This is a genomic window from Streptomyces sp. NPDC042100 (genome assembly GCF_055582325.1).
In genome coordinates this window covers 79,111-90,609 of the sequence record NZ_JBVJDK010000022.1, presented here as the reverse complement: position 1 = coordinate 90,609, position 11,499 = coordinate 79,111, and the positions used below count along the sequence as shown (strand labels likewise).

Below are 11,499 nucleotides of genomic sequence, written 5' to 3'. Positions count from 1 at the left end.
ACGGCAAGGTCGAACGCTTCAACCGCACCCTGCTCGACGAATGGGCCTACATCCGGCCCTACACCTCAAACACCGAGCGGACCCAAGCCCTGGCAGACTTCCTCCACACCTACAACCACCACCGCAGCCACACTGCTCTCAACGGACACCCGCCCATCAGCCGTGTCAACAACCCTCCGGGTCAATACACCTAGCCCGCTGCCCCGAACTGGACACGGCCGTCGGGCACGTCCGGGATTGTGGCGAGATACTCAGCGGCCGTCTCGGTAGCACGCTCCCCTGCCTGGATCGACGCAGTCGATGGCAGCCAGTTGCCCGGGCTCACCGGCTTCGCCCTTCACCTGCTCCAGGACCTCGAAGCCGTGACGGCCGGGCTCACCCTGGACTGGAGTTCCGGCAGCATCGAGGGCGCCGTGAACCGCATCAAGAAGATCAAGCGCCAGCTCTACGGCCGAGCCGGATTCGAACTGCTCCGCAAGATGATCCTGCTGCAGTAACGCCTTGCAGAACAGGGAGAGTAAGTAGCTACGTCACGCTTTGGCGCCGGTCATGCCGCTGGTGACGACAATCGTGGCCACATCGCCGTTCTTGTTCCGCCCCAACCAGACGACACCACCCGACTGCGCCGTGAACGTGACGAGATCAGCTTGTTGCGACTCGTCGCTGATCCGCTCGCACCCGTCCGGCAGCTGTCCGCTGTCACGCGGCTCCCAATGGCCATCCACACAGTTGCGAAATGGCGCGGACAAGATCGTCCACGCACCTGCGTCGGCGAAGCAGCCGACATTGGCATCGGAGAAGAAGCGGGGCTCCTCACCTGGCTGAAGCCGGTCCACATCGTCTTCGACACTCAGGCCCATCTCCCATCCGACGATAGGGCCGTCGCTGATGCGCAGGCGCGTCGCGGCGCACTCAACGCCGTCGACGTGCTCGCCCATGAACCCGTACGGGCCCGCCGTCCACGCGATCTCTACCCGGTAGACGCCCGGGGGAATGCGTACCGCCAGCTCCCGCGGGGGCCTGGTGGGCAGCCCCTTCTGATACTCCCAGACCTGGTCGTCGTGCCACGGCGCATCGACGACAAGACGGCCACTAGGTACGCGAATAGTGGTCACTTCCTCGATGCCCGTCACAACGATGGGCGTTGTCGGATCGTCGTACACCGTCCCCAGGTGGGCCCCAGGCGTGAAAGCCGTCTCCAGGTACCAGGTGGCCTCAGGCCCGGCCGCCAGCCGCGCGTCTCCGACCCACTTCATGTCTCACCCCTCCTCGCCGCCCGGCCGGGCGGTCAACCGAAACGTACGCGAGCCCAGTGACATCGGCACTCCGCCTATCGCTCGCGAGCGCAAGCTGCCCGCCCGATCGACCTGCTGCGCGGCTAGAGCAACGGGACAGCGTGGTGATAGGCCTGGGGAGCCGGGATGAGCAACTCGGAGGCCATTCAAATTTCCCCATCGCGAGCCACATATTCCGAGCTGGCGAGGGCCCTGCAATCGAACGCAACCGTCACGGTTCGTGATCGCTCCCCAAGATCTGTGCCAGAACCGAGTTCCGGGAACGCCCGGGTCAGTGTTTCGGGGGCCAGGCTCGCGGTCGATGTGTTCCGTGAGGTGAAATGGGGGCGCTCGGCGTCGCAGGCAGGGACTAGGACTGGGGTGCTCGGTGGGGACGATACTCAAAGGCGTGAGCCGCGTTCGGTGGCACGAGCTGACGCACGCGTATGGATCAGCGGAAGAGGTCTCGGGCCGGTTGTCACGGGTGGCGTGGGGCGACGCGGTGACCAGCGCTTCAGCGTTGAGTGATCTTGGGCTGTGGCTCGGAGAGCTGTCTGTCTTCGACGCGACTGCCGAGGCAGTTCCGTTCCTGTGGGATCTCGCGGTGACTGACTCCGTCCCAAGCCGGGCCGATGTGATCCAGCTGCTACGGACGATCCTCGAACAGGCGAATCCTCCACGGCTCGACGTTCAGTACGCCGCTCACCGAGCAGTGCTCGATGGTAGGAGCCTGGCGGACAGGCTGGCTGGTGACAGGGATGTCGCCGTGCAGGCAGCGGCTCAGAGCTTGGTGGCTGCGATCGACAACCATCTCTGCGAGGCCTGCCGTCCCGCCTGACAACAGGCCCGGGCTTCTGTGCCGGCGAGCGTCCACCGCGCCGAGGATGGGATCGGAATGTGTCGTCAGCTGATGCTCTGCTGTTCAGCGCGTGCTCGGGTGGTGGCGAGCCGGTAGGAGTCGGTCCCGGTTTCGATGATGTTGCCGCCGAAGGTGAGACGGTCGACGATGGCCGCGCAGAGGCGGGGGTCGGTGAAGGTCTCGGTCCAGCCCAGATGATTGGGCAGGCGCTTTCGGCGACGCGACCATTGCCGCCGCGATGCTCGACCGGCTCCTTCAAGCGCAACGTCGCCGACGCCCTCCCCGAAAAGCAACGTCGGCCTTCACGACCACAACCAGGTCATGAAGGCCGACGTCATGTACAGGGCCCGGATTCGCCAACGGCGTCAGCCCCTCTTAGCTGTACGGGCCCTTCTGCGTCATCCCCCTGCTTTGCGGACGCACACGCCCTAGGGGGGTGTATCCCGCCTCCCCGGTGGGAGATGAGTGGGAGATGAGTGGGAGATGATCATGGCGTGGTGCTGCGATCAGGCGCGAGGAAATGCTGGATAGCGCTACCTGAACGGCTCCGGTTCAGCCCCCGGACTCGCCCGCGTGCGGGCTCAGCGCACCGGCTCCCACCAGCGCGAACAGCAGGATGCCGAGCAGGATCCGGTAGATCACGAAGGGCATGAAGGACTTCGTGGTGATGAACTTCATGAACCAGGCGATCACCGCGTAGCCGACGCCGAAGGCGATGACCGTGGCGAAGATCGTCGGCCCCCAGGAGACGTGCCCCTCGCCCGCGTCCTTCAGTTCGAAGACGCCGGAGGCGAGGACCGCCGGGATGGCCAGCAGGAACGAGTAACGGGCGGCGGCCTCGCGGGTGTAGCCCATGAACAGGCCGCCGGAGATGGTGGCGCCGGAGCGGGAGACGCCCGGGATCAGGGCCATCGCCTGGCAGAAGCCGAAGATCAGGCCGTCGCGCACGCCGAGCTCCTTGAGCGACTTGCGCTCGCGGATGGCCCGGTGGCGCCCGCCGATCTCGTCGCGGGCGGCGAGCCGGTCGGCGATGCCGAGCACGATGCCCATCACGATCAGGGTGGTGGCGATCAGCCGCAGGTCGCGGAAGGGGCCCTCGATCTGGTCCTTGAGCGTGATGCCGAGGATGCCGATCGGCAGCGAACCGACGATGACCAGCCAGCCCATCTGGGCGTCGTGGTCGGAGCGCATCGACTTGTCGAAGAGCGAGCGGAACCAGGCCGAGACGATCCGCGCGATGTCCTTGCGGAAGTAGATGAGGACGGCGGTCTCGGTGCCGATCTGCGTGATCGCCGTGAACGCCGCCCCGGGGTCCTCCCAGCCGGCGAACGCGGCGGTGAGCCGCAGGTGCGCGCTGGAGGAGATGGGAAGGAACTCCGTCAGCCCCTGGACGAGTCCGAGGATGAATGATTCGAACCAACTCATGGGGCCAGGGCCGTCCCGTATGTACGTGTGCGGTCAGAAGGTCGCTGCGCACCCTACAGCCCCAAGGTGACGGGCCCGTTCGCAGGGCGCGCCGGGGACCGTTCAGTCGTCCACGGGGCCCGCGGCCGTCCAGCCCGGGGCCTGGACGAGGGGCTTGAGGCTCGCGGTGTCCGCCTCGCCGCCGCAGCTCGCGCAGATCACGCGCGGGCTCAGCACCTCGCCGCAGCGGTGCTCCAGGAGCGTCGGGCGCCGCTCCGTGTTGAGGTGCCGGTCGCCCCAGTCCATCAGGGTCACCAGCACCGGCTGGAGCTCCTCGCCCGCCGGGGTCGCCCGGTATTCGTAGCGCCGGGGGCGCTCGCTGTACTCGACCTTCTCCAGGATCCCGGCCTCGACCAGCCGCTTGAGGCGGGCGGTGAGGATGTCGCGGGGTGCGCCCGTGTTGCGCGCGATCCGGTCGAAGCGCCGGACGCCGAGCGAGACCTCGCGCAGGACGAGGAGGGCGTACTTCTCGCCGACGAGCGCGAGGGTGTCGGCGATCGAGCAGGGGCGGGGAGCGGCCTTCATGGGGCAAGGGTAAGGCAGTCGGGAGGGGTGGGTTTGAAAATCGAACTGACGGGGTTATGTTACCGGCAGGTGTAGGTCCAGATTTCCTACTCACTAACCCGGAGCCGAGTCATGCGCGACGCCGTCATCGTCGAAGCCGTCCGAACGCCGATCGGGAAGGGCAAGCCCGGTGGCGCCCTCGCCGGCGTCCACCCCGTCGCCCTGCTGTCCCACACCCTGCGCGCCCTCGTCGACCGCGCGGGCATCGACCCCGCCCTCGTCGACGACGTCATCGGCGGCACCGTCGACCAGGTCGGCGAGCAGGCCATGAACACCACCCGGTACGCCTGGCTGGGCGCCGGACTCCCCGAGTCCGTGCCCGCCACGACCGTCGACCGGCAGTGCGGTTCCTCCCAGCAGGCCGTCCACTTCGCCGCCCAGGGCGTGCTCTCCGGCGCCTACGACATCGCCGTCGCCTGCGGGGTCGAGTCGATGAGCCGGGTCCCCATGTGGTCGAACGTGCCGCCCGGCGCCGACCCCTTCGGCCCCGGCGTCGCCGCCCGCTACCCCGAGGGCCTGGTGCCCCAGGGCATCAGCGCGGAGCTCATCGCCGCCGAGTACGGCCTTTCGCGTGCCGCCATGGACGAGTTCGCCGCCGCCTCGCACGCCAAGGCCGCGCGGAGCTGGGCCGCCGGACTCTTCGACGCCGAGGTCGTGCCGTACGGGGACGTGCGCCGCGACGAGTCCGTGCGCCCGGCCACCACCCCCGAGGTCCTGGCCGGTCTGCGCCCCGCCTTCGAGGACCCGGGCTTCGCCGCCCGCTTCCCCCGGATCGACTGGTCCGTCACCGCCGGGAACAGCAGCCCGGTCAACGACGGCGCCTCCGCCGTCCTCGTCATGGAGGCGGCCACCGCGCGGCGCCTCGGACTGCGCCCGCTCGCCCGGCCGCACTCCTTCGCCGTCACCGGCTCCGACCCGCTGCTCATGCTGACCGGCGTCATCCCGGCCACCGAGAAGGTGCTGCGCCGCGCGGGGCTCGGCCTCGGCGACATCGACCTCTTCGAGATCAACGAGGCCTTCGCCGCCGTGGTCCTTGCCTGGCAGCGCGCGACCGGCGCCGACCCGGCCAGGGTCAACGTCCACGGCGGGGCCATCGCGCTGGGCCACCCCCTCGGCGCGAGCGGCACCCGCCTCACCGCCACCCTGGTGCACGCCCTGCGGGCCCGGGGCGGGCGGTACGGGCTCCAGGCGATGTGCGAGGCGGGCGGCCTCGCCAACGCGATGATCGTCGAGGCGCTGTGAGGCCCGGCCGGCCGGGGTGAGGGCCCGCTACGCGAACGGCGGCAGCCGGTCCAGCCACGGCGAGGGCTCGATGCCGTTCTCCGTCAGGGCGGTGACCCCGCCCGCCAGGCCCACGCCGCCCGGACCGAAGGCCGAGGGGGCCGAGCCCCGGGTGGTGAGGACCGAGGTGACGGCGGCGGGGCCGGTGGCCGGGACGGTCAGGCCGAGTTCGAAGAGCACCGAACCGGTGGTGGAGATCCGGGCCACCGGGGCGACGGCGTCCTCCCAGGGGGCGCTGACCAGCAGCTCGGCGCGGCCGTCGCCGGTGTGGTCCTGGAGCGAGACGGCGTAGCCGAAGCCCTCGCCCGGCTTGGCGGTCGCCGCGAGCGGAGCCGTGTCCTCGGTGAGGGTGAGGGAGGGACGGGCGGTCGGGCCCGCCGGGTCGCCGAGGAAGAGCGTCACGCCGCCCTTGCCGCCCGCGCCCCGCAGGGCGCCGACCGCGAGCTCGTCGCGGCCGTCGCCGTCGACGTCGCCGGCCGACAGGGCCCCGCCCCACCAGGCGCCCGCGGTGGCCGCCGGGTTGGGGAGGGTGACGACCGGGGCGGTGCCGACGCCGGCCGAGCCGCCGGGCGCGACGACGACCGTGCCCGAGCCGGGCGCGGCCCCTCGGCGCTGGTCGGCGAAGAGGGCCAGGTCGGCGTAGGCCGAGTCGTGGAAGCGGCCGGCGACCAGCGTGCGCAGGTGGCCGGAGGTGCCGGTGGCCTGCACATTGACCACCGCGGGGGAAGCGGCGTCGAGTCCGCCGGCGGTGCCGGTCAGGACGATGGCGGCGCCCCAGGCGGCATCCACCCCGCCGATGGCCTCGCCGGAGGCGAGCACGGCCAGGTCCTGGGTGCCGTCGCCCCGGAGGTCGGCCGCCGCGAGCGAGGCGCCGAAGTGGTCGAAGGGCTCGGCCGCGCCGGCCACCGACCCGTCGAAGGACTGCGCCCCGGTCGCGGTGAGGCCGGTGGGCCCGCCGTACAGGACGGTCACGCGGCCCGCCTCGAAGGCGGTGCCGACGGCCTCGCCCGGGGCGCCGATCGCCAGGTCGGCGTAGGTGTCGCCGTTGAAGTAGCCGGTGATCAGGCTGGTGCCGAAGCGGTCCTCGGGTTCGTTGTCGCCGGGGATGCCCGCGGCGTTCTGGTCGATCCAGGTGAGTCCGCCCGGCCCCGCGCCCAGGTAAGGGGCCGTGCTCTGGCCGTACTGGACGGTCACCGCCCCGGTGTCGGGGACGGTGCCGATCGCCTCGTGGGGGTTGCCGAAGGCCACGTCGGCCTTGCCGTCGCCGTCGAAGTCGCCGGTGGCCACCGACTGCCCGAAGGTGTCGCCGAGCTCGGAGCCGCCGGGCACGGTGGCCGGGCTGTCCTGGCCGACCAGCGCGCCCGCGGGGCGGGACCCGCTCGGGCCGCCGGGCAGCAGGTAGACGGAACCGCCCAGGTCGGCGGCGCCCACGGCGCTGTCGGACCAGCGGGTCAGGCGGGCCGACGAGGCGACCACGACATCGGCGGCGCCGTCCCCGTTCAGGTCGGCGGCGCGCGTCCGCTGGGTGACCGCCGCGCCGGCGGACTCCGGCATCACCGCCGCCGTCAGCGCGACCGTCATCAGCAGCGCCATCGCCCACCGCTCCCGGCGTCCGACTCTCGCCAGTCCCGTCGATCCGGTCAGCCCTGTCAGTCCCGTCAGTCCCGTCAGTCCCGTCAGTCCCGTCAGTTCGCTCGGTCCGGTCGGTCCCGTCGGTCCCGCCACTCCCGCCACGATTCCCCCTTCGATCACGTGTTCGCCCGGCAGCCTATACTCCGGATGATCATCGGGGGACGGGGAGAGAAACGTGATGCGTCGGGGAATCGGTTCCGCGCTGGCCGTGGCGGCCGTGGCCGGGCTGGTGTACACGGGAGCGGTCGTGCGGGACTCCGCCGGCCCGGCGCCGCGCGAGCAGAGCGTGGCCGCCACCACCAGCACCGTGAAGGTGATGAGCTGGAACGTCTGCGGCGAGAGCGGCGGCTGCCGGGCGCAGAACCAGCCGGACACCCAGGCGACCCGGATCGCGGGCCTGGCGACGGCCAAGGGCGCCGACGCGGTCTTCCTCCAGGAGGTCTGCGGCAACGACGCCGAGAACGACAAGGCCCACGACCCCGGCAAGACCGCCGAGAAGAGCCTGGTCAGGCTGCTCGGCGAGAAGCTGCCCGGCTGGAGCGTCGCCTTCCTGCCGTACACGCGCCCCGCCGAGAGCCGCTTCGGCACCTCGGTCCCGGTCGCCCCGAGCGCCACCTCCGAGTACCCGCCCCGGTACCCCGCCGCCCAGGCCACCTCCGACTTCCGCTGCCGGGGGAAGGACCTGATCGGCGTTCAGGGGATCGCCGTCGCGGTGAAGGGCACCTTCGGCGAGCGCGAGGAGTACGAGTTCCACTCGCCCAAGCCCGGCCTCTTCGTGAAGGCGCTCTGCGTGCGCCGCACGAGCGGCACCCCGGTCCGCCTGTGCACCGGTCACCTCACCCCGAAGGGCGAGGACCGCGACCCCCGGGCCGGCTTCTCGTACCGCGCCGAGCAGGTGCGGCGGTTCGGCGAGCTCGTCGGCGACGGCCACGACACCGTCTTCGGCGGCGACTTCAACAGCCGCCCGCCGGACGACACCAAGAGCCCCGAGGACAGCACGGTCCTCGCCCCGCTCTACGCGAAGTACCGCGAGTGCGAGCAGGGCGCGAGCGGCGCCGCGCGCAAGGGCTCGGGCACCATGTGGGACGACACGGTCCCGGACCAGCGGACCGATAGGAAGTACGACTACCTGTTCACCAAGAGTTCGTTCGGGTCCTGCGAGGTGCTGACCGATCCGGCGCTGGCCGCCCTCTCCGACCACCTTCCCGTGGTCGGCACGGCGACGGTCACCACCGGCTGATCGGACCGGCACCGACACCGGTGCCGGCACAGGTACCGACAGCGGCACAGGTACCGACGCTGGCACAGGCACAGGCACAGGCACAGGCACAGGCGCAGGCGCAGGGCGCAGGTACCGACACCGGCATCGGCCGCCGATCAGGCCGGGACCGACTCCACCGGGCGCTCCGGCTCCGCCGACGCCTCCGCCGGGGCCTTCGACGGCGCCTCCCCGGCGCCGCGCAGCCGGTGCCGCTTGCGCCAGCCGACCACCCCGGCGGCGAGCACCGACAGCACGATGAAGGCCGAGGAGATGAGGAAGGCGGGCGAGGTCGGCGAGGTGGCCTCGCTGCCCGCGATCACGTAGGCGGCCGTGTTCGGGACCGAGCCGATCGCCGTCGCGAGCAGGAACGGCACGTACCCCATCCGGGAGATCGCGGCACCGTAGTTGGCCACCACGAACGGCATCCCGGGGAAGAGCCGGATCGCCAGCATCGAGCGGAAGCCGTGCCGGCTGAGCTGCCCGTCCGCCGCCAGCAGCCAGCGCCCGCGCAGATAGGGGCGCAGCGCCTCCTGGCCCAGGATCCGGCCCAGCGCGAAGGAGAGGCCCGCGCCCAGGACCGTGCCGGCCAGCGCCGCCGCGAAGCCGGCGGGGGCGCCGAAGAGCGCCCCGGCCGCCAGGTTCAGCAGCGGGCGCGGCACCAGCGCGGCCGTACACACCCCGTACGCCACGGCGAAGACCACGACCGCGCCCGCGCCGCTCAGCTGGGGCGGCCAGCCCGCCGACAGCAGCCGCTGCGGCTCGAAGAGCAGCACCGACGACCCCGCGGCCAGCAGGATCACGGCGAGATACGCCAGCCGGGCCTTGGGCGCGAAGAGGACCCTGGAGCGGCGGACGGACACGGGCTCGAACATCCGGGGAGAGTAACCGAAACCCGGGTGTGATCGCCGTAACGAGCGTCATGCGCGGGACGGGAACGCGAGCCGTACAGTGAGGCGGTGACCTCCGACGCGTCCCCCGCCGTCCCCGTCGGCGCAGCCCCCGACAGCGCCCTCGCCGACACCCTCCTGGGCCGGCTCACGGAGATCTACCCCACGGGCGGCGACCCCTTCCGGGCGCAGGAGATGATCGCGTACATGAAGGGCGTCGCCCCCTTCCTCGGGCTGCGCACGCCCGAGCGCCGCGCCCTCTCCCGCACCGTGCTGGCGGGCACGCCCGCGCCCGGCGAGGCCGACTGCGCCGCCGTCGCGCTGCGCTGCTTCGCGCTGCCGGAGCGGGAGTACCACTACTTCGCCGTCGACTACCTGCGCCGCCACGTGACGCGCTGCTCCTCCGGCTTCCTGCCGGTCGCCCGCGCGCTCGTCACCACCGTCTCCTGGTGGGACACCGTCGACCACCTCGCCGCCCACGTCGTCGGGCCGCTCGTCGCCGCCGACCCCGCGCTCGCGGAGCGGATGGACGAGTGGATCGCAGACGAGGACCTGTGGGTGGCGCGCACCGCGATCCTGCACCAGCTCCGCTTCAAGGAGGCGACCGACACCGAGCGCCTCTTCTCCTACTGCCTGCTCCGCTCCGGACACCCCGACTTCTTCATCCGCAAGGCGATCGGCTGGAGCCTGCGCGAGTACGCCAAGACCGACCCCGCCGAGGTGCGCGCCTTCGTCGCCCAGCACACCTCCCGGCTCTCCCCGCTCTCCGTGCGCGAAGCCCTCAAGAACCTCTGAGCAAGGCGAAATTCGGTCGACCCGGAGATCTCGGGCCGTCATGATCGGGGCATGTCCCGGTACGCCTTCCCCGCAGTGCCGTCCGCAGTCGCGGACGCGCCGAAGGCTGCCGTGCTCGTGGCGACGCCCGGCTGCTACCGAAGCTGACCCTCCCCGGACCGTCCGGCGGACCCCACAGGGGGAGGGTCGGTCCGGCCCCGGGGTCCCCGCACACGCTTCGAGCACCGAAACGAGCGATTCAGCCATGCCCAAGCAGGCGTACACGCGCACCAAGCCGCACCTCAACATCGGCACCATGGGCCACGTCGACCACGGCAAGACCACCCTCACCGCCGCGCTCACCAAGGTCCTCAGCGAGCGGACCTCCGGCGGCGCCACCGCGTACGTCCCCTTCGACCGGATCGACCGCGCGCCCGAGGAGGCGCGCCGCGGCATCACGATCAACGTCACGCACGTCGAGTACGAGACCGAGACCCGCCACTACGCCCACGTCGACATGCCTGGTCACGCCGACTACATCAAGAACATGGTCACCGGCGCCGCCCAGCTCGACGGGGCGATCCTCGTCGTCTCCGCGCTCGACGGGATCATGCCGCAGACCGCCGAGCACGTGCTGCTCGCCCGCCAGGTCGGCGTCGACCACATCGTCGTCGCGCTCAACAAGGCGGACGGCGCGGACGACGAGCTGGCCGACCTGGTCGAGCTGGAGGTCCGCGAACTGCTCACCGCGCACGGCTACGGCGGCGACTCCGTACCCGTGGTGCGGGTCTCCGGGCTGCGGGCGCTGGAGGGCGACCCGCGCTGGACCGCCTCCGTCGAGGCGCTGATGGACGCGGTCGACACGTACGTGCCGGTGCCGGAGCGGTACGTGGACGCGCCGTTCCTGCTGCCGGTCGAGAACGTGCTCACCATCACCGGCCGAGGCACGGTCGTCACCGGAGCCGTCGAGCGCGGCACCGTACGGGTCGGCGACCGGGTGCAGGTGCCGGGCACCGGTCTCGACACCGTCGTGACCGGCGTCGAGACCTTCGGCAAGCCGATGGACTCGGCGCAGGCGGGCGACAACGTGGCGCTGCTGCTGCGCGGGGTGCCGCGCGGCGGCGTCCGACGCGGTCACGTCGTGGCGGCGCCCGGCAGCGTGGAGCCGCGCCGCCGCTTCACCGCCCGGGTGTACGTGCTGTCCGCCCGCGAGGGCGGTCGCAGCACCCCGCTGACGAGCGGCTACCGCCCGCAGTTCTATCTGCGCACGGCCGACGTCGTCGGCGCCGTCGACCTCGGCGACCGTCCCGAGGCCCGCCCCGGGGAGACGGTCACGATGACCGTCGAGCTCGGCCGGGACACGCCCCTGGAGCCCGGCCTCGGCTTCGCGATCCGCGAGGGCGGCCGGACGGTCGGCGCGGGGACGGTGACGGAGGTGCTGTGACGGAAGTGACGTGAGGACGCGGGGGCCGGGTCGGGCCGGGTCGGGGTGATCCGGCCCCC

Annotated in this window: 12 protein-coding genes and 1 pseudogene; 7 read left to right on the top strand and 6 right to left on the bottom strand. The window is 71.7% G+C overall.

Going from position 1 to position 11,499, the window contains the following annotated elements:
- Both ACZ6J5_RS33585 and ACZ6J5_RS33580 read left to right on the top strand, forming a co-directional pair.
- The coding region (locus tag ACZ6J5_RS33585; protein ID WP_469397713.1) for an integrase core domain-containing protein at positions 1 to 194 on the top strand (194 nt) is incomplete at its 5' end.
- Between the two features lie 117 nt (positions 195 to 311).
- Positions 312 to 497 carry a hypothetical protein gene (locus tag ACZ6J5_RS33580; protein WP_469397712.1) on the top strand — a complete coding sequence of 62 codons (186 nt, stop codon included), beginning with the start codon at positions 312 to 314 and terminating at the stop codon, positions 495 to 497.
- Positions 498 to 530: 33 nt separating this feature from the next.
- On the opposite strand, the gene ACZ6J5_RS33575 is transcribed toward ACZ6J5_RS33580, so the two are convergent.
- Positions 531 to 1,256 (bottom strand): DUF4241 domain-containing protein, encoded by a 726-nt coding sequence (locus ACZ6J5_RS33575; protein ID WP_469397711.1) that lies wholly within the window; start codon positions 1,254 to 1,256, stop codon positions 531 to 533.
- A 406-nt stretch (positions 1,257 to 1,662) separates the two neighbouring features.
- On the opposite strand from ACZ6J5_RS33575, the gene ACZ6J5_RS33570 reads away from it, so the two are divergent.
- Complete coding sequence (locus ACZ6J5_RS33570) at positions 1,663 to 2,112, top strand: hypothetical protein (protein WP_469397710.1); 450 nt, start codon at positions 1,663 to 1,665, stop codon at positions 2,110 to 2,112.
- 65 nt (positions 2,113 to 2,177) lie between these two features.
- Here ACZ6J5_RS33570 and ACZ6J5_RS33565 read toward each other — a convergent pair.
- From ACZ6J5_RS33565 to ACZ6J5_RS33555, 3 genes and pseudogenes are all read right to left on the bottom strand, one after another.
- Positions 2,178 to 2,324, bottom strand: a pseudogene (locus ACZ6J5_RS33565) (ATP-binding protein); the annotation flags it as partial.
- Between the two features lie 361 nt (positions 2,325 to 2,685).
- Positions 2,686 to 3,558 (bottom strand): undecaprenyl-diphosphate phosphatase, encoded by an 873-nt coding sequence (locus ACZ6J5_RS33560; protein WP_469397709.1) that lies wholly within the window; start codon positions 3,556 to 3,558, stop codon positions 2,686 to 2,688.
- A gap of 102 nt (positions 3,559 to 3,660) precedes the next feature.
- Positions 3,661 to 4,122, bottom strand: coding sequence for a winged helix-turn-helix transcriptional regulator (locus ACZ6J5_RS33555; RefSeq protein WP_469397708.1), 462 nt, complete (start codon positions 4,120 to 4,122; stop codon positions 3,661 to 3,663).
- Between the two features lie 111 nt (positions 4,123 to 4,233).
- Between ACZ6J5_RS33555 and ACZ6J5_RS33550 the strand changes: the two genes are divergently transcribed.
- Positions 4,234 to 5,403 (top strand): thiolase family protein, encoded by a 1,170-nt coding sequence (locus ACZ6J5_RS33550; protein ID WP_469397707.1) that lies wholly within the window; start codon positions 4,234 to 4,236, stop codon positions 5,401 to 5,403.
- A 27-nt stretch (positions 5,404 to 5,430) separates the two neighbouring features.
- Here the strand turns inward: ACZ6J5_RS33550 and ACZ6J5_RS33545 are convergent, their stop codons facing one another.
- Positions 5,431 to 7,035: a hypothetical protein gene (locus tag ACZ6J5_RS33545; RefSeq protein WP_469397706.1), complete on the bottom strand. Its 1,605-nt coding sequence runs from the start codon at positions 7,033 to 7,035 to the stop codon at positions 5,431 to 5,433.
- A 217-nt stretch (positions 7,036 to 7,252) separates the two neighbouring features.
- Here ACZ6J5_RS33545 and ACZ6J5_RS33540 point away from each other — a divergent pair, with 217 nt between their 5' ends.
- Entirely contained in the window at positions 7,253 to 8,314 is a 1,062-nt protein-coding gene (locus ACZ6J5_RS33540) for an endonuclease/exonuclease/phosphatase family protein (RefSeq protein WP_469397720.1), read from the top strand.
- Between the two features lie 137 nt (positions 8,315 to 8,451).
- Here the strand turns inward: ACZ6J5_RS33540 and ACZ6J5_RS33535 are convergent, their stop codons facing one another.
- Positions 8,452 to 9,207 (bottom strand): TVP38/TMEM64 family protein, encoded by a 756-nt coding sequence (locus tag ACZ6J5_RS33535; RefSeq protein ID WP_469397705.1) that lies wholly within the window; start codon positions 9,205 to 9,207, stop codon positions 8,452 to 8,454.
- 84 nt (positions 9,208 to 9,291) lie between these two features.
- On the opposite strand from ACZ6J5_RS33535, the gene ACZ6J5_RS33530 reads away from it, so the two are divergent.
- On the top strand, positions 9,292 to 10,017 hold the full coding sequence (locus ACZ6J5_RS33530) for a DNA alkylation repair protein (protein WP_469397704.1): 726 nt from the start codon (positions 9,292 to 9,294) through the stop codon (positions 10,015 to 10,017).
- 244 nt (positions 10,018 to 10,261) lie between these two features.
- The gene (gene tuf / locus ACZ6J5_RS33525) at positions 10,262 to 11,440 is read left to right on the top strand and encodes an elongation factor Tu (protein WP_469397703.1); all 1,179 of its coding nucleotides are present in this window, start codon (positions 10,262 to 10,264) and stop codon (positions 11,438 to 11,440) included.
- Positions 11,441 to 11,499: the final 59 nt, after the last annotated feature.